Below are 22,186 nucleotides of genomic sequence, written 5' to 3'. Positions count from 1 at the left end.
GAGTAACCTATTGTTTCTGCATGGGGAAGATCATCGTGACCGTTAATCCCTTTGCCGTGGGACTATCGGGATCGCTATCCGAAAGCTCCAAGCGGCCGCCATGCAGCTCCATGACGGCTTCCACCAGCGCCAGACCAAGGCCGGTTCCAGGCTTGGAGCGGCTCTCGTCCAGACGGAAAAACCGCTTGACCACGTCGGCCCGCTGGTGCGCGGGAATGCCGGGGCCGTGATCGGCGACGGCGAGCATGACGGCATCCTGCGTGCGCGACAGCTTGAAGGTCACCGCGGGCTTTCCCTGGCTTCCCGCGGCATATTTCAGCGCATTGTCGATGAGATTGAAGAGCGCCTGACCGATCAGCTCGCGATTGCCCTGAACCTCGACCTCCGGTTCGATATCGGCAGTCAACTCCAGCCCGGCCTCCTCGGCAACGGGCTCGTAAAGCTCGGCGGTATCGGCGACGATGGAAGACAGATCGACGCCGGTCATCTCGGCGGCAACCGAACCCGCCTCGACACGCGAGATCATCAGAAGCGCATTGAACGTGCGGATCAGCTGGTCCGACTCGCCGATGATACCCTCCAGCGCGACACGACGGCCCTCGCTGTCGGCATTGTCGAGCGCATCGGCAGCCTTGTTGCGCAGCCGTGTCAGCGGCGTCTTCAGGTCATGGGCGATATTGTCGGAGACCTGCCGCAGACCTTCGTTCAATTTCTCGATGCGCTCCAGCATGTCGTTCAAAGAGGCAGACATGCGGTCGAACTCGTCGCCAGAGCCGCCGACGGGAAGCCGTTGCGATAGGTCCCCTGCCATGATCTTGCGGCTGGCACCGGTCATACGGTCGATGCGCTTCAACGCATTGCGACCGATGCCGAACCAGATGACCAGCGCACCGAGGCCCATGATTGCCAGAGCCAGCATCAGCGCCTGCCGCACCAGCAGACGGAAGCGCTCCGGCTCGCCGAGATCGCGACCGATCAGAATGCGAAGGCCATTGTCGAGAAGGAAGATGTTGGCGATCGCCAGATGCCTCAGCTCCGGATCATTGGAGGCGTCTGTATATCGCTCATATGTGAAAGGCAGCTCGGTCCAGCCGGCCTGGCCGAGCACACCCGGTTGCACAGAGGCGACGTTGCCGGCCAGAATATCGCCGGAGGGCCCGGCAATGACATAGAGATTGGCGCCGGGTTGGCGCGCACGACGCTCCATGGTTCGCAGAAGCAGGTTCAAGCCGCCAATATCATAGGCGCGTTTCACCTGACTGACTTCCTGCTGAACGGCGTCGCGGATCTGTCCCGTCAACAGCCGTTCGGACATGGCCGTGACGTAGAAAACCAGCGTAGCGGCACAAAGCGCAAAAAGAAGGATGTAGAGAGCGGATAGGCGGACTGCGGTGGACTTGAAGAGGACGCGAAAGCGACTCATCCCTCATCCTTGATCATGTAGCCGGCACCGCGGATAGTCTTCAACAGCGGCTGGCTGAAATCCTTCTCGATCTTGGAGCGCAGACGCGAGACGTGAACGTCGATGACGTTGGTCTGCGGGTCGAAATGATAATCCCACACGTTTTCCAGAAGCATGGTGCGGGTGACGACCTGGCCGGCATTCTTCATGAGATATTCGAGCAGGCGGAACTCGCGCGGCTGCAGCAGGATTTCCTTGCCGCCGCGACGCACCTCATGGGAGAGACGGTCGAGTTCGAGATCGCCGACACGATACAGAACATCCTGCTCCGGCGTGCCCTTGCGGCGGCCGAGAACTTCGACACGAGCCAGAAGCTCGCTGAAAGCATAGGGCTTCGGCAGATAATCATCGCCGCCGGCGCGAAGGCCCGTGACGCGATCATCGACCTGACCGAGGGCGGACAGGATCAGAACCGGCGTATGGACACCCTTGCGGCGCAGTTCGCTGATGACGGAAAGTCCATCGCGGCGCGGCAGCATGCGATCGATGATGGCGACATCGTAAGCGTTCTCGGTCCCCATGAAGAGGCCGCTCTCGCCGTCGCTTGCGTGATCGGCCACAATGCCGGCCTCGCGAAACGCCTTGGTGAGATATGCCGCCGCCTCGAGATCGTCTTCGATAATCAGAATCTTCATGTGCGCGACATTACCTGCCGAGGGTGTCTCGGCACAACCAGAATCGGCTGAATTCACGGCGTGTTGGCCAGCGGTTGTCATCTTTCACCTGTCTTGAAGCAAGTCATCGTTGACGTCTAAAAAAGGGAAGCCGCACAAGCCGTGGCCTGCGCGGCTTCCCATTGCATTTACAGTCGCCCAGGCCGAGCAGATCAGCCTGCGTTGATCGGCAGAGCAACGAAGCGGCTGCCGTCACCAGACTCGATCTGGAACAGCGCGCGCGTGCGACCATCCTTCTTTGCCTGTTCGATGACCTTGGCGATATCTGCGGCGCTCGAAACCTGCTGGTTGTTGACCGAGGTGATCTTCTCGCCTTCCTTCACGCCCTTGTCGGCGGCATCGGAGTCGGGATCGACGGCGGTGATCGCAACACCCTTGCCATCGTCAGACTTGCCGACAGTCAGACCGAGATCGGCCAGCGCCTTCTCGGAGGACGGCTGCGGCGGCTGGGCGGGCTGCTGATCGTCATCGTTGGATGCCTGGCTCTGATCCGCCGGCAGACTGCCCAGCTCGACGCTTAGCGACTGAGACTTGCCATTGCGCCAGAGGGAAACGTCAACCTTCGTACCCGGCTGCATGGCGCCGATACGACGGGCCAGATCGCGCGGATCCTTGACCGGCTCACCATTAACAGCCGTAATCACATCGCCATTCTTGATGCCGGCCTTCTGTCCAGCCGAACCTTCCTGCGGGGCGACGACAAGAGCGCCGCTCGCTTCGGAAAGACCGAGGGATTCGGCAATGTCCTTGCTGACGGGCTGGATCTGGATGCCAAGAGCGCCGCGCGAAACGCTGCCGCTCTTGATCAGATCGGTCACGACATCCTTTGCCGTGGTTGCCGGGATCGCGAAGGCGATGCCGACGCTGCCGCCCGACTGCGAGAAGATGGCCGTGTTGATGCCGACGACCTGACCGTTGAGGTTGAAGGTCGGGCCACCGGAGTTACCCTTGTTCACAGGCGCGTCGATCTGGATGTAATCGTCATAGGGGCCGGAGTGGATATCGCGACCACGGGCCGAAACGATACCGGCAGTGACCGTGCCGCCGAGGCCGAAGGGGTTGCCGACGGCAACGACCCAATCACCGACGCGGACCTTGGAGTCATCGGCCCAGCCGACATAGGTGAACTTCTTGCCCTTGCCATCGACCTTCAGCACTGCGAGGTCGGTGCGGGAATCCTTGCCGACGAGCTTGGCGTCAAGCTCGGTGCCATCGTTGAGAACGACGACAAAGGCGGCGCCGTCGGAGACGACGTGGTTGTTGGTGACGATGTAGCCGTCTTCCGACACGAAGAAGCCTGAGCCTTGAGCAACAGGACGCAGACGGCCCTTGTTGTCTTCAGAGTTTTTCTGCTGGTTCTGGCCCTTCTGCTGGCCGCGACCCTGCTGCTGCTCGAACTGGCGGAAGAACTTCTTCAGCGGGTGATCATCGGGAAGGTCGTCGAAACCGCGACCGAGGCCGAAGGAATCGTCTTCTTCAGCAGCGGTGTTGACGCGGGATTCGACGCGGACTGACACCACGGCCGGCGATACGGCATCGACCACGTTGGCGAAGCTCGGCACCTGCGGCGCCTGAACGTTGACGGCATCGGCATAGGAACGGCTGACCTCCGCGGGAACACCCGTGGCCAAAGCAACTGCAGCGAGGCCCGCAACAACGGAAGCCTTCATAGCGGTGCTGACGGTCAAGGAGTCCTTGATATTCCTGAACATATGCGAGTTACCTTCTTTTCTCTCGTCAGATTTCCACCGGCGGAAACCGGCAGGGATTTGCGTTGGTAAAGATATAGGACGCACGACCTTACGGCGAACTGTCCGCCCCATGAAAAATTCGTAATGTAAGGAAATGTTTGCAGTGAGGCAGCGGGGAATAACGGTTGCGTTACTTTCCCAGAATCTCGTTCAACTGCGCTTCTTCCTCGGCGCTGAGCGATTTGCCCGTGGGCTTGCCGACGCGACGGCGCGCGTAGACGACAAGCGAAATTCCACCGAGGATAAAGAGCACGACGGGTGCACCCCAGAGAATGTAGGTTTTCTCGGTGAGGCGAGGTTTCAACAGCACGAATTCGCCGTAGCGCGAGACGATGTAATCGAGCACTTGCTGATTGCTGTCGCCGTCGACAAGGCGTTTGCGAACCAGCAAGCGCAGGTCGCGGGCGAGATCGGCGTTGGAATCATCGATTGACTGGTTCTGGCAGACCATGCAGCGTAGTTCGGCTGAGATCGTGCGGGCGCGCGCCTCCAGAGCCGGATCCGACAGAATTTCATCCGGATTGACCGCGAAAGCAGAAAACGGCGTCAGGATAGCGGCCAGGCACAGACAGACGCGGACATAGCCGAGCAGGCGCGTCGCGCTCGCAAGGGGAAAGAGCCATTGCCGTGCGCTTCCAGTCATTCGGCCGGCTCCAGTGTGGGCTGAACGGCCTTGGCCTTGCGGCTTGGCGCTCCCACGCGCAGGCGACGATCGCTCAGCGAAACGAAGCCGCCGATGGCCATGACGATCGCCCCCATCCAGATGCAGAGAATGAACGGCTTCCACCAGATCCGCACGACCATGCCGCCATCCTTGCTGGCATCGCCGACCGAGACATAGAGCTGGTTTGGTCCAAGCGTCAGAATGCCGGATTCCGTCGTCCCCGTGCGGCTTGCCGTAAAGACACGCTTTGATGAGGACATTTCGGCGAAGGCAACACCACCACGGCTAACCGTGAAGTGGGCACGATCCTCGGTGTAATTCGGCCCGACCTGCGGCTGCATGCCGTCGAAGCGCAGGCTATAGCCACCGAGTTCGGCTGTCTCCCCCGGCTTCATGCTGGTGATATTCTCGGTCTCGAAGGTCGTGACCGCAACGATGCCAAGAACGGTGAGGCCAAGGCCGGCATGAGCCAGCGCCGTGCCGAAGGCCGAGCGTGGCAGGCCGCGCAGTCTGCGCCAGGCGACATTTGCCGCAACCTTGCGAACGCCGGCGCGATACCAGAGATCGGCCAGCGCGCCGAAGATCAGGAAGAAACCGGCGGCAAGCCCGAGCGCGGCCAGCACCGGGCCGCCATGCTGTATGTAGAACAGGACAAGCCCCGCCACGAAGGCCAGACCGGCGACGACGTAGAGCCGCTGCATGGCGCCGAGCAGATCGCCGCGCTTCCACGCAAGCAGCGGGCCGAACGGCACCGCAATGAGGATCGGCGTCATCAGCAGCCCGAAGGTCATGTTGAAGAAGGGCGGCCCGACGGAGATCTTGTCGCCCGTCAGCGTTTCCAGCGCCAGTGGATAGAGCGTACCAGTCAGGACTGTGCCGCACGCAACCGTCAGAATGAGGTTGTTGAGAACCAGAGCGCCCTCGCGAGAAATCGGCGCGAACAACCCGCCGGCTGCGAGCTTCGGCGCCCTGAAGGCAAAAAGCGCCAACGCACCACCGATGAAGAGCAGCAGGATACAGAGAATGAAGATGCCGCGCGTCGGATCGCTGGCGAAGGAGTGCACGGAGGTCAGCACGCCGGATCGGACGAGGAAGGTCCCCAGGAGCGACAGGGAAAATGTCAGAATCGCGAGCAGTACGGTCCAGATTTTCAGTGCGTCGCGCTTTTCCATGACAAGCGCCGAATGCAACAGGGCCGTGCCGGCAAGCCATGGCATGAAGGAGGCATTTTCCACCGGATCCCAAAACCACCAGCCGCCCCAGCCGAGCTCGTAATAGGCCCAATAGGAACCCATGGCGATACCGAGCGTCAGGAAGCTCCAGGCCGCAAGCGTCCACGGCCGAACCCAGCGCGCCCAGGCGGCATCGATGCGGCCCTCCAAAAGTGCGGCGACTGCGAAGGAGAAACAGACCGAGAAGCCGACGTAGCCGAGATAGAGTAGCGGCGGATGGATCGCGAGACCGATATCCTGCAGGACGGGATTGAGGTCCTTGCCTTCCGCCGGCGCCGGATCGAGCCGAATGAAGGGATTGGAGGTCAAAAGGATGAAGATCAGAAAGGCCGAGGAAATCCATGACTGCACAGCGAGCACGTTGGCACGCAGCACATCAGGCAGATTACGGCCGAAGAGCGCGACGAGCGCGCTGAACAAGACCAGGATCAACAGCCAGAGCATCATCGATCCCTCGTGATTGCCCCAGACGCCGGAGATCTTGAAAATCAGCGGCATGAGCGAATGGGAATTGGCCCAGACGTTCAGCACGGAGAAATCGGAGGCCACATAGGCATAGGTGAGGACGCCGAATGAAAACGCGACGAGGATGAACGACACCACCGAACCGATCGGCGCGATATCCATCATCGACACATCGCCACGGCGTGCGCCGATCATCGGGAGGATGGAGACGATGATCGCGGTCGCCAGCGCGAGGACCAGCGCATAATGTCCGAGCTCGATGATCATTGGGTGGCCTCCTCGCCCTTCCACACACCGTCCGCTTTCAGCTTGTCGGCAACCTGCTTCGGCATGTAGCGTTCATCATGCTTGGCGAGCACGCTGTCCGCAACGAACACGTCGCTTCCGGGCTCGAATTTGCCTTCCGTCACGACGCCCTGCCCCTCACGGAAAAGATCGGGCAGGATGCCGTCGAACTTGACCTTGATCGTGTCGGTGCCGTCTGTCACGGCAAACTGCACCTGCGTGCCCTGGCCACGGATGATCGACCCCTCTCCCACGAGACCGCCAAGCCGGATCAGCGTTCCGGCATTGACGGGCGTCTTGGCGAGATCCGCCGGCATGTAGAAATAGGCGACGGACTGGCTGAAGGCGAACAAAACGAGCAGCACGGCGACGGCGATGAAACCCATGCCGCCGGCGATGACTGCCAGACGTTTCTGCTTGCGGGTCATTGCTGCGTCACCTCCGTCGGCAGTCCCAATTCCTTTGCCAGCGCCAAAAGCTGCTGGCCCTCCCCTCCGTTGGCCGGAAATGCGGTCAGGCCGCGCTTCAACGCGTCCATGGCCCGATCCTTGTCGTTCAGCACGACATAGGAACGGATCAACCGCATCCAGCCCTCGAAATTATTCGGATCCTGCCTGAGCTTGGCGTCAAGGCTATCGACCATACCACGGATCATTTGCTGGCGATCGCCGCCGGTCATGCTATTCGCCGCGGCAACCTCTTCTGCGGTCGGATTGCCGGGCGTATTGGAATTTTCCGAGACGACCGGCTTCCCGCCGTTCTTGACGATATGCTCGTCGACTGCGGCAAGCCACGGCGCATTGGGTGGCGATTGTCGCGCCAGAACTTCGAAGGCGGTCTTTGCGTCTGCGGTCTTGCCTTCCTGCTCCAGCGCCAGCGCGAGATAGAAAAGGGTGCGCGGATTGGCGGCATCGAGCGCAAGCGATTGCTGCAGCAGATCCCGCGCTTCCGCCGTCACAACGCCATTGGCCTTGACCACCAGGACTTCGGCAAGAGCGCCCAGCCGGGCGGCATTCGGTCCCTGCAAACGGAGGAGGTTTCGGTAGGCCAACTCGGCATCGCCGATGCGGTTGGTCTTGACATAGATCGGCGCCAGAACTTCCCAGCCCTTGGCGTCATCCGGATTCCTGGCGAGATGCTGCTCGATCTTGACGATGGAAATGGCAAGATCGTCGCCGGGCTTTTCCAGCCGCGCTTCCAGCGGCTGAGCCGGTAACCCCGGATCGCCGTTGATGAGATAGAGACAGAGCCCTATCGCAGGCAGAAGAACAATGATGAAAGCCTGAGAGAGGCGATAACTGCCACGCACCGGCGACTTCGCACCGGCAGCATCGGGCTTGGAAACGGCAATGAGACGGCGACCGATTTCCGCGCGGGCATACCCGGCCTCCTCCTTGGAGATCAGCCCGCCATCCAGATCCCGGTCCAATTCGCGCAACTGGTCGCGATAGACCTCAGCCTCGCCGGAACGACAGTCCTCCACCTCTTTTGCACCACGCAGAAGAGGATAGAGCAGCACAATACCGACAACCGCCGTGATTACGGCCACGAGAATCCAGAACAGCATACACGCCCAATACTTTAACGGGGCGTCTATTCCAACTCCGAAAGCTTTATTGACGAAGATTTGAGGCGTTTGGCCGCGCCCTTTTGCGATGAAGGCTAGTCGAGCGGCGTCCAGGTGCCGTCGTCGTTACGGCAGGCCGCACCCCTTGCCGTCGTCGGCTTACCATCCACCGTGATCGTATGAGTATATTGGCGGCAGTTCTGCGAACCGACCTGGTAAGGCGCTGCAGGCACGACTTCACCGCTTGCATTCCTGCCCTTCCAGGCAACGGGCTGGCCAAGTGGCGAGCTTTCAAGCGCCCGATATTCGGCCTCAAGCGCGCGTTGCTTGTCGCTGTCGGTCAGCTTGATGCCTGTTCTCTCGACGATGCCGCCATCAAGCGCATTGATGAATGTGGCGGATGCTGGCGGCTTGGCATCCGAGAAAAGGCTCTTGCCGCCGCCCGACGTCGTCGAGCAACCAGAAAGCGCAATCGCAGCGAAAAGAGATGGAACAACCAGAAAAAAGGTACGAAGCTTCATACAACCGAACCAGTATCAAAAAGCAAAACCATAGGTACTGCGATGCGGCATCATCATGACCCACAACGCCTTTTTGGCATCATGCCGCTCCTCACGCAACATCCTTCGTCAAACCCGGCAAAATTAGGCTTGCCCGCAACCCGCCCCACTCGCCTCGGGACAGATCGAAACGACCCTGATACTCGTTGGTGATCTCGGTAACGATCGAGAGGCCAAGTCCCGTGCCGGGCTTGCTTTCGTCCAGCCTGCGACCGCGCTTCATGGCTTCGCGGATCTGGTCCGGCTCCAACCCGGGACCATCGTCCTCAACCACCAGTTCCGCCCAATAGCGCCGTGCCGTATCGAGCCCCTTCACGTCCGGTTGCGCTTCGACCGCAACCACTCGCACCTTGTTCGTGGCGAAGCGGGCGGCATTTTCAAGGAGGTTGCCGACGGTCTCCTCCAGATCCTGTTGCTCCATGGCAAGCACCAGATGAGGCGCGACGGACAACTCGAATTCCTTGTCGGCATTCAGGCGGCGCATGACGCGGACAAGCCGCTCCAGCGCGGGCTCCGCCTCGGTGCGCGCCAAGACGGATTCGCGCTGCGCGGCGATGCGGGCACGATTGAGGTAGGATTGCACCTGCCCCTGCATGGCTTCGGCCTGGTTCTTCACGAGGTCGCCATGCGAGCGCTCCAACACGCGGGATTCGTTGAGCAAAACAGCAATCGGCGTCTTGAGCGAATGTGCGAGATTGCCCACCTGCATGCGTGCGCGCTCAACGATACGCCGATTGCTTTCGATCAATGCGTTGACCTCGTTGGCAAGCGGGAGGATTTCACGCGGGAACTCGCCTTGCAAGCGCTCGCTTTCGCCGGCACGGATGCGTTCCAGGGCGGCGCGGGCCTTATCGAGCGGCTTCAAGCCGTAGAGAATGGCGAGCGCATTGACGATGAGACTGCCGACACCGAAGCCGACGAGTGCGAAATAGAGGCTATGGGAAAAATTGCGGACGTCATCTTCGACGACGGCGACATTGCCGGTGACGCGAAAACGCGCGGCGTGATCCGTGTCAAACTGAATTTCCGTTTCAGCCACCTGAACACGGTTTCCAAAGGCATCTGCGACGACATAGTAGCGCTTGTACAGCTTGTCGAACGGCGCCTCCAGCACCGATAGTACCGGTAGATTCGATGCGCCCAAAGACGGCGAGACCAGCGGTGGCGACGTATAGGTGCCGAGCGGCTCGACTATCCAATACCAGCCTGTCTTTGGCTGAGCGAAGCGCAAGTCGCCAAGTTGTGGATTGCCCGTTAACGCGCCTTGTTCATTGACTGTGACCGCATTTACCACACTCGAAAGCTGTGCTTGCAACAGATCCTGAAAGCCGCGTTCGGCATTCTTGCGATAAATATTGGAAATGAGAAGGCCGATCGCCACCAGCGCCACTGCCGACCAGAGCGTGGTCAGCAGCAGGACACGCGCGGTGAGCGACTTAATTCGCATTGGTCGGAGCTTGGATTCTGTAACCAAGGCCACGAACCGTTTCGATCAGATCAACACCCATCTTTTTGCGCAGGCGGCCGACAAAGACTTCGATCGTATTGGAATCCCGGTCAAAATCCTGATCGTACATATGTTCGACCAGCTCGGTGCGCGACACGACCTCTCCCTTGTGATGCATGAGATAGGCAAGCAGGCGGTATTCGTGGGAGGTCAGCTTCAGCGGCTTGCCGTCGACGGTCGCCTTTGAGCTTTTGGTATCCAGCCGTACCGGACCGCAGATGATTTCCGAGGATGCATGACCTGCGGCGCGGCGAATGAGTGCACGGATACGCGCAAGGACTTCCTCGACATGGAAAGGCTTGGCGACATAATCGTCCGCACCCGCATCGATGCCGGCGACCTTGTCGCTCCAGCGGTCACGCGCCGTCAGGATCAGCACGGGCATTGCACGGCCGGCACCGCGCCATTTTTCCAGTACGGTGATACCATCCATCTCCGGGAGGCCGATATCGAGGATAATGGCGTCGTAGGGTTCGGTGTCTCCGAGAAAATGCCCCTCCTCACCATCAAAAGCCGTATCAACCACATAACCCGCCTCTTTCAAGGCCTCGGCAAGCTGGCGGTTGAGGTTGATATCGTCTTCGACAATGAGAATGCGCATGTTTGGACCCAATTTCCCCGTTCGAGAAACACTACTGTAAATCGAGCTACAGTGGAATCACGGAAACAATAAGAATTTATGTTGGATTCAAAGCTTTAGACCACCCGCCACGCATTATGATTCAAGCCGCCATGATTACATCGGCACTTTCATCGTCACCTTGCGCGGACGCTGCCCATTACCTTGAACGAGGACCGTGATGATGCAGCTATCGCCGGACGGCTGTGCGGAAAGAAGCTGCCCACCGGTCTTCTCGACAACCTGATCCGCAGCCTCGCTGCAGTCGCTGTTGGCTCGGGCCACCAAGGTCGGCGCTGGCGCCGGCAGAACAGCCGAGCCGGCCATGACAAGGGCCGCTGCTGCTATGCTTGAGAATGTGGCCATGCTGAGGACTTCCCATCGGGACATTAACTTGAGCAAATATGTACCCAAACACGTCTGAATGGCAAATGAATGGGCTGTAATTTTCGGCTTGCGGGGCGTTTGACAAGCTTAATGCCTGATTTAACTATTTGAATTTATTGTATAGATCGCAACCCTCTCGCAGGAAATCGCGGCAGTGGGACTTCTTCTTGCACTGCACCGGCCCCACTCTGTTTGCAAGGCTGTTCCCGCAGCTTCCGGACGAGACTTTATGGCCTCTCAAAGTCCAGACTCAGCTAATTTTAATCATTCTCAAGTATGGTCGACCCCATGAGCACAGGATGAATGACAGCGTGTCATTGCCTGATGCAAGCGGCGATCAGGTGTTTTACTCAGGTAGAACGCCCAGTCTTCTTTGAGTCTTTTGAATCGCTTGGCCGAATGTCTTCTCAAACAGATTCGACTGGCTGAGATCTTGCTTCAACAACTTCCCGCAAAGAATCCGATCTCCGACAATCCGATTCCAGATCAAAGCCCAATCATTTGAAATGGCTTCAGCGGCAAGTCCTCGGCCTCAGGTCTCAGAACGGCTCCCGGATTGCGATCGTCGTTTCATAGTCGGCGGCGATCCGCATTTCGCGCAACGGGCGCACACGCTCGATCGAATGCTGATAATTCGGATGCGCCTTGTAGGCGGCCAGGGCGGCTTCGTCATCGAATTCGCCGTAGACGACAAGATCGATCTCCGTACCGAGCTGATCGGTTTTCACATTCGTACCGATCTCCAGCAGACGGGCGTGCGGGATGGCGGTGAGGATCGACAGACCGGAGCGGACCTCCTCGAGCTTGGCGCGATCGGGAACGGTGAAGAAAACGATGTGGCGGATCACGCAACGGCTCCTTGGATATAGGCGAATGGACCGCGCGATATCATGCGCGTCCTCTCGTTTCAATGAAAGGCGAGCAGGCCCTTTGAACGGTCATTTTTGACGATTGGATGTTGCGTGATATCTTCATCGCCATGACCGACGACGACCTCGTGACCCTCGCCCTCAGTCTGCCGGAAGCGACGGAAGGCGCGCATTTCGGAACCCGCGATTTTCGGGTGCGCGGCAAGATCTTCATGACGCTCCCGGGACCCGATTTCTGCGTCGTGAAATTGACGCCGGATCAACAGCAGCTCGCCATGGCGACCCTTCCACAGCACATCGAGCCCGTACCGGGCGGCTGGGGGCTTAAAGGCTCAACCAGGCTCTTCCATCACGATGCCCATGCAGACGCTGTCCAAACACTGGTACGACGTGCCTGGCGAAATGTAGCGCCGAAATCCATCACTTTGACGGAGGATTAGGCTCCATATCGTCCTCGACGGTCAGAGGCCAGTCGACGACATAATCCTCGAAGTCGTCAAGATCGACATTCTCTTCACTGACGGTGCGGCCCCGCGCCGACACACCGGCAATATGCACGGTATCAGGATCGCCTGAGATCAGCGGATGCCACCAATAGAGATCGCGGCCATCCTTGACGAGGCGATAGGCGCAGGTCGGCGGCAACCATTCCAGCTCCGGCACCTTTTCAGGCGTCAGCTGGACGCAATCGGGCACGAAATCCCAGCGGTTCGGATAGCTGGTGCATCGACAGCTTTCGCCGTCCATCAGCTTGCAGCGGATCGACGTGAAATAGACGTCGCCGCTATCCCACTCTTCCAGCTTGTTGAGACAACAGAGGCCGCAGCCATCGCACAGGCTTTCCCATTCCGACGGACTCATCTCCGTCAGTGTCTTGATTTTCCAGAAGGGTGTTTCGTCTGTCATCACGGTGATTATCCCAGCTGCCCGCGCCATGGAATGCGGGCTGCGGCATGCATGTCTCTTGTTCTTTTCTCTAAATCAACCAATTATTCAATCGGTCGTTCTATGAGATAATGGGCTTTGCGTGTGTCACAAGGAGACGCGCGACAGTTAATGTGGTCGGGAAGTAGAGCGTGGAAGACCCATCCAATCCAGAAAACGGGCCGAATACAGGGCCTGATAAGCAACAGGATCATGGGGCCGGCAAGCCAAGGCGCCGGAAGCGCCATTTCTTCCTGCGCATCGATTCATGGATCGATTCCACGATATGGAATGCCGGTTTTCGTCTGGCGGAGGCATGGGAAGAAATCACCATCTTCTTCCGTCGCTTTCGCGTGCGCGGCTGGAAGCGTATCGTTTTCGAACTGCTGGGAGAAGGTTTGACGCTGGGCACCGCCGGCTCCGTCGTGATGCTGATGCTTGCCATGCCGGCTTTCGAGGCAACACAGGGTGATTGGCGCAATCGCGGCAACTTCGCCGTGACGTTTCTGGATCGCTACGGCAATGTCATCGGCCACCGCGGCATCATTCACGAGAATTCCGTGCCGGTGGACCAGTTGCCGGATTATTTCATCAAGGCTGTGCTTGCGACGGAGGACCGTCGCTTCTTCGACCATTTCGGTATCGATGTCATCGGCCTTTTCCGGGCGGTCACAGTCAATGCGCAGGCCGGGGGCGTCGTTCAGGGTGGTTCGACGCTGACCCAGCAGCTCGCCAAGAACGTTTTCCTCAGCAACGAGCGCTCCATCGACCGAAAGATCAAGGAAGCCTTTCTGGCGATCTGGCTCGAGGCCAATCTCTCCAAGAAAGAGATATTGAGCCTCTATCTCGACCGCACCTATATGGGCGGCGGCACCTTCGGGGCAGCGGCGGCAGCGCAGTTCTATTTCGGCAAGAGCATCACCGACGTCAATCTGGCGGAAGCGGCGATGCTTGCCGGTCTCTTCAAGGCGCCGGCGAAATATGCGCCGCACGTCAACCTGCCCGCAGCACGCGCCCGCGCCAACGATGTGCTCTCCAATCTCGTCCAGAGCGGACTGATGACTGAGGGGCAGGTCATTGCCGCAAGGCGCAACCCGGCTTCGGTCGTCGACCGTGCCCAGATCGAATCTCCCGACTACTTCCTTGATTGGGCCTTCGATGAAGTGCAGCGGCTTGCCATCCGCTTTCCGGAGCGCTCGCTGATCGTGCGCACCACCATCGATATGGGGCTGCAGAAAGCCGCTGAAGATTCGGTCCAATCCAGCCTGATGGAATTCGGTGAGCGCTATCATGCCAAGCAGGGCGCGAGCGTCATGATCGAGAACGGCGGCGCCGTGCGCGCCATGGTCGGCGGCAGCGATTATGGCGAAAGCCAGTTCAACCGCGCTACCAAGGCGCTTCGCCAGCCCGGTTCGTCCTTCAAGATCTACACCTATTCGGTGGCGATGGAGAACGGCATGACGCCGACCTCCACCATCGTCGATGCGCCGATCTCCTGGGGCAACTGGAGCCCGCACAATTACGAAAACCGCTATGAAGGCAAGGTCACGCTGACGCAGGCGATCGCGCAGTCGATCAATACCATCCCCGTGCGTCTCGCCAAGGAAAAGTTCGGCATTCAGCCTATCCGCGACATGGCCAAGGCGATGGGTGTCGAGACACCGATCCGCAACGACAAAACCATTCCGATCGGAACTTCGGAAGTGACCGTTCTCGACCAGGCGACGGCCTATTCCGTTTTCCCGGCCGACGGCATGCAATCGCGACGCCACGGCATCGACCAGATCAGCGGTTATGACGGCAAGGTTCTATATGACTTCAACCGCGACGAGGCCCCTGCTAAGCGTGTGCTGAGCGAAAAGGCAACCTCTTATATGAACCAGATGCTGACCCAGGTTCCGGTCATCGGCACCGGCCGCAAGGCCGCGCTCGACAACGGCATCGTGGTCGGTGGCAAGACCGGCACCACGCAGGCCTATCGCGACGCCTGGTTCATCGGCTTTACCGGCAACTACACCTGTGCCGTCTGGTTCGGCAATGATGATTACACGTCGACGAACAATATGACGGGCGGGACACTGCCGGCGATGACCTTCAAGAAAATCATGGATTATGCCCATCAGGGGATCGTGCTGAAGCCCATCCCCGGCATCAGCAATCCGTTCCCAGTGCAGAAGCCGCAGACGGTGGCTGCCAAGAAACCCGCCGATGCCGCTAATGGCGGCCTGCCTCCGCTCGTGCGGCCACGCTCGCTCTCGGTGGAGTCGACGAAGGTTCTTCGCGACATTGGCGAGAGGCTGAAGGCGGCAATACCGCTCGAAACGCAGAAGGTCGCGACGGCGGAATAGAGCGGCGTGGCTATGCGAACCGTATGGCTCGATCACCGTCGTTAGCTTCCCTGGCAATCTGCCGCATGAGTTGCCGGATTTCGAAACGGCCAGACGTCCTATCATCTGTCTGACGCCGTCGCTTCCGGTATTGCCCATTGCACTTTTTCGGTGCCAATGATCCGCGCTGTTGTGCCGAAATGCGCCGTGCCCTTTCGCCTATCGGCAGAATCAGAAATAAATCGAGATTGATTTGTCACGAGGACGTCAGGTTGTTCCGAGTCCCCCTTCTTGTTGCGCTTTCGCTGCTGATCGCCTTTGGCGGCGGGATCATGTTCACGCTTTTCGCATTGAATGCGACGTCGGGTTTCGGCGCGATCAAGCTTGGCGCCTGGCAAGCTTTTCCGGAAATGCAGACTGCGGATGCCGACCCTTATGCCAAGTCGCATCGCGCCCGCGCCGGCCGCTTGCTTTACGGGACTGCTGAGGGCCTGGTGTTTACCGCGTCCAACGACGATTCCGGCGCCAGGCTGACGGCAGGTTGCAGCTATCGCATCAGCGGCCAGACACCGCCCGCGCGTCTCTGGACGCTTTTCATTGCAGGCAATGATGGTGAGCCGCTTGCCGCACCTCCCGGACGTCCGTCGACGATCAACTCCTGGATCGTTCTGCGCAATCCGGATTCGACCTTCAGCATCACGGTTTCATCGAGCGCGCGGGCCGACAATTGGCTTGCGCTGCCTGCGACCGGCAATTTCCGGCTGGTATGGACGCTGCTGGACTCGCCGGCAGCCAGCAGTTCCGGCCTGATCGATCTCACCATGCCGAAACTCGAGAAGATCGGGTGCGGCAATGTTTAGGTTCGTCTTTACCCTTCTGACAGGCCTGTTCGGCGCGGCGCTGCTGCATATCATCATCATTCTCTCCCTGCCGCACTTTTCCGACCGCGATGCCTATACGCGCGTGCTGGACGAGGGCGATGAAAACCATTTCTATATGCTCGACGACAAGGACGACGAGGCAGGGCTTTCCAATACGGATCCCTATATCCGCACGGCCGTCTGCGCATTCGACATAGAGGACAAGCCGGTACACCTGACGGCGAAGGGAAAGGTGCCGTTCTGGTCGCTTGCCGTCTATGATGCCGCGTCGAACGAGGTTTTCAGTATGAGCGATCGCACATCGGTGGGTGGCGCTCTCGATCTGTTGCTTGCCTCCCCGGTTCAGCTCACCGGAATACGCAAGGCCTTGCCGCCGGCGCTTGCTCAATCAATTCTGGTGGAGGCTGCTCATGCGCAAGGATATGCAGTGCTGCATACGATGGCCCCGCAATCGAGCTTCGACGATGCGGCGCGCGATTTCCTGTCGCAAGCAGGCTGCGATGAATTTGGTGAGGATTAAGTTCAATCGGCGAGCTTGCGCCGCTTGAAAGCCGCGGTTTGATATCAGCACCATGGCGCGCATCAAAGACCGGGCATGCTCCATGGCCGCACTCTCAAGGAAAATTTACTTGCCTTTGGCCCGCTTGGATCCGGTACCAGGGCGGTGGCTGGTCGTATCGAGATGCTCGTAACGCACTCCCGTGTACAAAAGTATCTGTGCTTCCGTCGGCTCTTTTTGGGCGCGCGGCGGATGGCGTGATCGCCAATCCGAAAGAGATATTATCTTTGCCATTCTCGTCTCCATTTTTGTCTCGAGACGGATGAACTTGCGACTAATTTCACCCTGCCCGCTGCTATAACGGGCTAGCGTTTCCTCCCTTCGAGCCGTTTCCCTTGGCTTTCGACGGGAAGCATTCACGCCTTCTCACGGTATTTCCGGGACACCGTGGCGAGGAGCCGACACCGGCAACCACGCACTTCAATTCGCATTCACTAGACTCTGCCAATCACTGCTTTCACCGGAATTCAGACATATCGCAGTTAACAGAATACTAATTTTGTCGCACCTCATCCTCGGCATGAGCGGTTATGCAATAGTAACGCTGCGAGCGCGGCTTTAGTTTCACCTGCTCCGGGAAAAATCGCCGGAGAAGTCCTCGCTTCGAAAGCCAGCAATTTCATATTCTTAGGTGAATGCTTCGCGACGCGGGCAAATGGGCGGAATAAAGGCGCGTTGCAGAAAAACGTCACGCAGATATTATTTGCGCTCACAAAAAATTAACGTATGTTCAAAGCAGAAAATTGAGGGTCACCCATGTTTGCGACGGGTAATGCCGTCTTCTCTCCCGAGGACGTCATGGTCCTGCGTGATGCGCTGGATGAATGGTGCTTGGAGAAGCGAATCGATATCGGAAGCACCGAGGCGCAATTTGCGGCAACGGCAGCGCTCGGTCTTTTCAAATCCGGTCACAACACTTCCGAAAAGCTGCTCGCCGCTTTGCGCGATGGCAGAGACCAGTAACAGCCACCGTTCTTCTTCGTTAATATCGCCTGCGGATGCGCCATTCAGGCCGGTTCGAAGTGTTTAAAATCTGCACGCGACCGAATGCTGCTATTGGTTGCAATTCACTGGGGACGCGCCTAGCGCGAAAGTACCCCACATGCGGCCCTCCCCCTTGAACCACAGTGGATCGGGTAAAAATTCGCGCTCGGCACACGCGCAAGCTTAACGCGCAATTTTTATTTGGATTTTAATAAAGTTTTCACGAACCATTAACCGTGCCAGCCTTAGTCTTGTCTCAAAGCCAGACAAGGACGGCCGTGTCCATACCTGTTTCGACGATCGCTGCTGAAGATGCTCTCATAGGGATGAGGGCCATCCGGCGCGACCGGGGGAAGATGCGACACAGCCAACTGTCAACGATTTGGCTCCCTCTGTTTTTGTTCTGCGTATCAGTATGGGTGTTGGCGTGCGTGACCGGTATCGAGACCTCGAAGAGCCTGCAACAGTCCGCAAGAAGGACGTGGTTCTAATGGCGACGATCACAAGTTTCGAAGGCATGGGCCACCCGTCCAAATCGGAACTTCGCCAGTTTGCCGAACTTTTCACACCGGTTTTCCAGGCGTCCTCGGACGAGGCAAAACGTCAAGCCGTGGCAGCACTGTCGCAATGCGAGACTGTTCCGCAGGCGGTGGCGCTGTTCATCGGCTGCCAGCCGATCGCCATCGCCGCTCCGTTTCTGACAAGCTCGCAGGCAATCGACGACGATACGCTCATCACCATCGCTCGCACGCAAGGGGCAGCCCATGCAAAAGCGATCGTCAGCAGATCGGCCCTTTCACCCAGGGTCATCGATGCGCTTGTCGACTTGCACCGCGCTGAGCCGGAGCGTAGCACAGCGACACCGGAAGCGGTTGCGGGCGCTGCCATCACGACAACCGATGGAGTGGAAGTCGAGCGGCTGGCGCGTGAAGAGGCGTTGCGCCTGCAGATCAAGCAGGCCGCGCGCCATCTGAGCCGTGACGATAGCGACCGTCTGGGTTTGCGAAGCCTTAGCGAGATGCAGGAAGCCCTCCTCGTTCGTTTCGCACGGGAGCGGGATGCACGGCAGTTTGCGACCGCGCTTGCCGATGCGCTTTCCTCAAGCCATTGGCTGACCGAGCGCATCATGCTCGACACGTCCGGCCAGCAGCTCGCCGTGACCCTCGTCAGCCTCGGCATGGGTATTGCCGATGCCGTCTATTCGCTGGAGCGGTTCTATCCGCATCTGACAGAAAAGCACGGCAGTGTCAGCCGGGCATGGCTGGTGCTCGATGACATCGATGCGGAAGAAAGCCAGGCCCGCGTCGAAGCATGGCGCCGCGCCGACAGCTACACCTATCTTCCTCAGGACAATATTGCGCCGCGTCCCGCAACACCGATGTTCGGCACAAAGTCCGGCTCGATCCGCGAATTGAGGGTGGCAAGCCGGCGATGACGGCAGCAAGCGCATCTCGCGCCAGAGGGCGCGACGCGCTTTAACCCAAGGGGTTTGGCCGTACCTCAGCCAAAGGGACGATATCGCCGATATCATCCGTCTCAAGTTCGATAATCCACAAATCGGGGTCGAACTTGATCTCCCGGTCGAGCGCTTCACGGACTTCGGACGGTTCCTTGCGATCGATGCGCACTTCGAACAGACGATTGCCGCCTTGCTCCTCATCGAAGAAACTTTGCGGCGCCGGCGCATAGAGCGTTTCAAACCCATCGCGGAACCGCTGCCGGATGAAGATAGCGCCCGCCTGCTCTTGGCCTTTGCGCTCGACAGCCGCAAAGTCACCCCGCGCGAACAGGCGGCGGGTTATGGCGGATACGAAGATGTCGCTGCGCAATCTCATCGCCGAGCTATAGCGGCGACGCGTGCGTGAGGCAATTAAAGCAAGGGATTAAAGCGCGCCGATATCCTGCAGCTTTTTCAGGACGACCATATTCGGTTCGCCCGTTTCAGGCAGGCGATAATGCTTCTGGAACCGGCGGATGGCAGCTTTCGTCTGTTCCCCGGCGACACCGTCAATGCTGACATTGCTGTAGGCGATATTGCTGAGACCCTTCTGGATCTGCATGACCAGATTGACCTTGTTCACAGCATCGCCTGCCACGGGCCTGGGCGCCACGGCACCCGTTTTCATGGTCTTTTCGGCGTTCTGAATGGCTGCAGCCACGGGGTCGATGGCATCGGCCGTGGCCGAGACGTTGATGGGGCGCTGCGATGGAACCACAGAAGCGGTTGTTTTGGCAGCAGGCGCGGCACTCGCGGCATTGCTAGCCTTGAGAGCGGCCAGCAGTTCCGGCGTCGGCGCGCCGGTCTGCGGCAGACCGGAGGCTTCCTGGAAGAAAAGAATGGCAGCCGACGTGCGCGAACCTGGCACACCATCCGCTGCGCCATCGTACAAGCCATGGCGAATGAGCTCTGCCTGGACATCGGCAACCAGCTTCGATGGCGTTGCAGCAGGCTGGGCCGCCGATGGCGCTGCCGCCTGCCCGCTGGAGGTCGGCGCGGAACTGGTGATCGAATCCTGCCGCTCGATGCGGAACGTGGTGACGTTCCCGGCATCCGCCTGCTGTGCATGCAGAAACGACCGGCGTCCGGGAATCTGGTAGGGAGCTCCAGGATCGCGGGTGCGCAGAAGCGGCGACGGATGCGCGCCCGGCTGATACCAAAGCGCATTGGCGGTCACGAAGCCGAAAACCCCCAGGAACAGAGCAATGCCGCCGGCAATCGCCGGGTGACGGCCGACCGCGCCGCCGAGCAAGCCCGCAAAAGCGCCAGCTCCGCGAAGACCAAAACCGCCGAGCGCAGTGCCCCCGCGCAGGCTGAGACTGCCCAGGGCAACCACTCCGCGGGAAGCGAGCCCGGCTTGCTTGCGCTTGCCTCTGCCTCTTCCCTTAGGCGATTTTCGCTTTTGCGGGGCCATTCATCCCTTCCTCGTTTCGCCCTTCATTCATCTCGACGGTATGTTTCAGGCGTGGCGGAAAATCGACCGGGCGATTGGCATCCACAGGCTGTTGCACAGCCGCGACGCCCGCACCGTCGAACGGAATAAGAATTGTAATCACCGTGCCCTCGCCCGGGGCGCTGGCTATGGAGAAGTTGCCGCCATGCAAGGCCACAAGTCCCTTGACCAATGACAGGCCGAGGCCTGTACCAGCGTAGCGGCGGGTATAGTCGTTCTGGATCTGCACGAAAGGCTGCCCCAGCGAGGCCAGCCTATCACTTGCAATGCCGATGCCGGTATCACCGACCGAGAGCTTCAGCATGCCATCCGCCAAAGTCGCATCGACGGTTACCGCGCCGCCCGCATCGGTGAACTTGATGGCATTGCCGACGAGATTGATCAGGATCTGCTGGATGGCGCGCTGGTCGGCCACGATATCGGCCAGACCGCGCTGAACCCTGCTCGAAAGGGTGAGCCCCTTTTCCCTGGCCTGCAGCGCCAGCATGGCTTCGCATGTAGCGATGGACTCTTCGATCGAGAAGGATTCGAGCAGCAGCTCATAACGGCCCGACTCAATCTTGCTCATATCGAGCATGGTGTTCACAACCGACAAGAGATGAGCACCGGACTGACGGATCAGGCCGACATATTCGCGCTGACGATTGTTTTCGAGTTTGCCAAAATACTCGCCGCTGAGAATATCGGAGAAGCCCAGGATCGCGTTGAGCGGCGTCCGCAACTCGTGGCTGACGGCCGCAAGGAAACGCGACTTGGCATCATTCGCCGATTCCGCTTCCGCGGTCTTGCGCGCCGCATCCTCGCGGAGCTGCTGATCTCGCGATATGTCCCGCAGTTGGCTGATGATCGATGTCAGACGCTCTTCGCCGTCGCGGCGGGCGGTCAATTCCATGCGTACATGGACGAATTGCTCATCGCCGCCGATCACGGCCGAACGCTCGAGACGCAGATCGACGCTGAATGCATCCCTACCCTGGCGCAGCACGTCGATCGCCTGCAGGAATACGATGCGGTCCGAGACGTGGATCTGCTCGATAAAGCCGCGGCCGAGCGGATTGCGCATCCAGCTCAGAAACTCGGCCCGATCACGACCGCCGACCGTCGTCACACTTCCCTGCGGGTCCAGCAGCAGGACAAGACCGAACGCAGCCTCGAGCATCAGATCGCGATGTTCGACGATCACAGCTCCGGCGGATTGGGGAACGGGTTTCTGGCGCGATAGCGCAATGCTGCCCACGGCGGAAAACAGGAAGCCGGCGCAGACGGTGGCGACACCGGCGGGCAAAGCCACTGCCGGACTGGTAATCAAAGAAAGAGCCGCAGGAACTGCAAAAAGCGCCACGGAAGAGGCAAGCGCCAGCCGGCGCAGGATCGCCAATTCTTGCGTGCGGACTTCGCCATTCCCGCTCGTCCGGGAGAGCCAGCTTCCGCCCACCCGGTCTACGAAGGCTCCAGCCCCGACAGCCATGTCACTCAATACGCGCACACTACAACCCGTCAAAACGGTCACTTATTGGA

General features: G+C 59.4%; 22 protein-coding genes. 6 read left to right on the top strand and 16 right to left on the bottom strand.

Translation table 11 applies throughout. From position 1 onward, the window contains the following. Positions 1-7 precede the first annotated feature (7 nt). From HGP17_RS01220 to HGP17_RS01165, 12 genes are all read right to left on the bottom strand, one after another. On the bottom strand, positions 8-1,423 hold the full coding sequence (locus tag HGP17_RS01220; protein ID WP_168805207.1) for a HAMP domain-containing sensor histidine kinase: 1,416 nt from the start codon (positions 1,421-1,423) through the stop codon (positions 8-10). Further along, positions 1,420-2,178: a response regulator transcription factor gene (locus HGP17_RS01215; RefSeq protein WP_168805205.1), complete on the bottom strand. Its 759-nt coding sequence runs from the start codon at positions 2,176-2,178 to the stop codon at positions 1,420-1,422. The genes HGP17_RS01220 and HGP17_RS01215 overlap by 4 nt, the downstream gene beginning before the upstream one ends. Positions 2,179-2,288: 110 nt before the next feature. Next, entirely contained in the window at positions 2,289-3,848 is a 1,560-nt protein-coding gene (locus HGP17_RS01210) for a Do family serine endopeptidase (protein WP_168805203.1), read from the bottom strand. Between the two features lie 169 nt (positions 3,849-4,017). After that, a complete protein-coding gene (locus HGP17_RS01205) occupies positions 4,018-4,530 on the bottom strand; it encodes a cytochrome c-type biogenesis protein (protein WP_168805201.1) in 513 nt (170 codons plus the stop codon). Next, entirely contained in the window at positions 4,527-6,515 is a 1,989-nt protein-coding gene (locus HGP17_RS01200) for a heme lyase CcmF/NrfE family subunit (RefSeq protein WP_168805199.1), read from the bottom strand. Before HGP17_RS01200 ends, HGP17_RS01205 begins: the two co-directional genes overlap by 4 nt. Then, positions 6,512-6,961, bottom strand: coding sequence for a cytochrome c maturation protein CcmE (ccmE, locus tag HGP17_RS01195; RefSeq protein WP_168805197.1), 450 nt, complete (start codon positions 6,959-6,961; stop codon positions 6,512-6,514). The genes HGP17_RS01200 and ccmE overlap by 4 nt, the downstream gene beginning before the upstream one ends. Then, positions 6,958-8,100, bottom strand: coding sequence for a c-type cytochrome biogenesis protein CcmI (gene ccmI / locus HGP17_RS01190; RefSeq protein ID WP_168805195.1), 1,143 nt, complete (start codon positions 8,098-8,100; stop codon positions 6,958-6,960). The genes ccmE and ccmI overlap by 4 nt, the downstream gene beginning before the upstream one ends. A 95-nt stretch (positions 8,101-8,195) precedes the next feature. After that, positions 8,196-8,621, bottom strand: coding sequence for a hypothetical protein (locus HGP17_RS01185; RefSeq protein ID WP_168805193.1), 426 nt, complete (start codon positions 8,619-8,621; stop codon positions 8,196-8,198). 91 nt (positions 8,622-8,712) lie between these two features. Continuing rightward, a complete protein-coding gene (locus HGP17_RS01180; protein ID WP_168805191.1) occupies positions 8,713-10,107 on the bottom strand; it encodes a HAMP domain-containing sensor histidine kinase in 1,395 nt (464 codons plus the stop codon). Then, entirely contained in the window at positions 10,097-10,768 is a 672-nt protein-coding gene (locus HGP17_RS01175) for a response regulator transcription factor (protein ID WP_168805189.1), read from the bottom strand. The genes HGP17_RS01180 and HGP17_RS01175 overlap by 11 nt, the downstream gene beginning before the upstream one ends. Before the next feature lie 135 nt (positions 10,769-10,903). After that, on the bottom strand, positions 10,904-11,152 hold the full coding sequence (locus HGP17_RS01170) for a hypothetical protein (protein WP_168805187.1): 249 nt from the start codon (positions 11,150-11,152) through the stop codon (positions 10,904-10,906). Between the two features lie 560 nt (positions 11,153-11,712). Then, positions 11,713-12,021 (bottom strand): Dabb family protein, encoded by a 309-nt coding sequence (locus HGP17_RS01165; protein WP_168805185.1) that lies wholly within the window; start codon positions 12,019-12,021, stop codon positions 11,713-11,715. 107 nt (positions 12,022-12,128) lie between these two features. On the opposite strand from HGP17_RS01165, the gene HGP17_RS01160 reads away from it, so the two are divergent. Next, positions 12,129-12,482: an MmcQ/YjbR family DNA-binding protein gene (locus HGP17_RS01160; RefSeq protein ID WP_246703939.1), complete on the top strand. Its 354-nt coding sequence runs from the start codon at positions 12,129-12,131 to the stop codon at positions 12,480-12,482. Here HGP17_RS01160 and HGP17_RS01155 read toward each other — a convergent pair. Then, the gene (locus HGP17_RS01155) at positions 12,463-12,948 is read right to left on the bottom strand and encodes a YcgN family cysteine cluster protein (RefSeq protein WP_168805183.1); all 486 of its coding nucleotides are present in this window, start codon (positions 12,946-12,948) and stop codon (positions 12,463-12,465) included. The genes HGP17_RS01160 and HGP17_RS01155 overlap by 20 nt on opposite strands. A gap of 170 nt (positions 12,949-13,118) precedes the next feature. On the opposite strand from HGP17_RS01155, the gene HGP17_RS01150 reads away from it, so the two are divergent. From HGP17_RS01150 to HGP17_RS01130, 5 genes are all read left to right on the top strand, one after another. Next, the gene (locus tag HGP17_RS01150; RefSeq protein ID WP_168805181.1) at positions 13,119-15,314 is read left to right on the top strand and encodes a transglycosylase domain-containing protein; all 2,196 of its coding nucleotides are present in this window, start codon (positions 13,119-13,121) and stop codon (positions 15,312-15,314) included. A gap of 251 nt (positions 15,315-15,565) precedes the next feature. Next, the gene (locus HGP17_RS01145) at positions 15,566-16,153 is read left to right on the top strand and encodes a DUF1214 domain-containing protein (protein ID WP_168805179.1); all 588 of its coding nucleotides are present in this window, start codon (positions 15,566-15,568) and stop codon (positions 16,151-16,153) included. Then, entirely contained in the window at positions 16,146-16,694 is a 549-nt protein-coding gene (locus HGP17_RS01140) for a DUF1254 domain-containing protein (RefSeq protein ID WP_168805177.1), read from the top strand. The genes HGP17_RS01145 and HGP17_RS01140 overlap by 8 nt, the downstream gene beginning before the upstream one ends. A gap of 795 nt (positions 16,695-17,489) precedes the next feature. Next, positions 17,490-17,696: a hypothetical protein gene (locus tag HGP17_RS01135; RefSeq protein ID WP_168805175.1), complete on the top strand. Its 207-nt coding sequence runs from the start codon at positions 17,490-17,492 to the stop codon at positions 17,694-17,696. 448 nt (positions 17,697-18,144) lie between these two features. Then, positions 18,145-19,152 (top strand): DUF2336 domain-containing protein, encoded by a 1,008-nt coding sequence (locus HGP17_RS01130; protein ID WP_348648877.1) that lies wholly within the window; start codon positions 18,145-18,147, stop codon positions 19,150-19,152. A gap of 40 nt (positions 19,153-19,192) precedes the next feature. Here HGP17_RS01130 and HGP17_RS01125 read toward each other — a convergent pair whose 3' ends face one another. The 3 genes from HGP17_RS01125 to HGP17_RS01115 are packed head-to-tail and all read right to left on the bottom strand — an operon-like array spanning position 19,193 to position 22,136. Beyond that, the gene (locus tag HGP17_RS01125; RefSeq protein WP_168805171.1) at positions 19,193-19,552 is read right to left on the bottom strand and encodes a DUF1491 family protein; all 360 of its coding nucleotides are present in this window, start codon (positions 19,550-19,552) and stop codon (positions 19,193-19,195) included. Between the two features lie 48 nt (positions 19,553-19,600). After that, the gene (locus HGP17_RS01120; protein ID WP_168805169.1) at positions 19,601-20,629 is read right to left on the bottom strand and encodes a peptidoglycan-binding protein; all 1,029 of its coding nucleotides are present in this window, start codon (positions 20,627-20,629) and stop codon (positions 19,601-19,603) included. Next, positions 20,601-22,136: an ATP-binding protein gene (locus tag HGP17_RS01115; RefSeq protein ID WP_205925826.1), complete on the bottom strand. Its 1,536-nt coding sequence runs from the start codon at positions 22,134-22,136 to the stop codon at positions 20,601-20,603. The genes HGP17_RS01120 and HGP17_RS01115 overlap by 29 nt, the downstream gene beginning before the upstream one ends. Between the last annotated feature and the right edge of the window lie 50 nt (positions 22,137-22,186).

Source organism: Rhizobium sp. P38BS-XIX, from assembly GCF_012641435.1.
Lineage (GTDB): Bacteria > Pseudomonadota > Alphaproteobacteria > Rhizobiales > Rhizobiaceae > Rhizobium.
The sequence above is the reverse complement of the archived record's forward strand: the minus strand, read 5'-3'. Positions and strand labels throughout refer to the sequence as shown.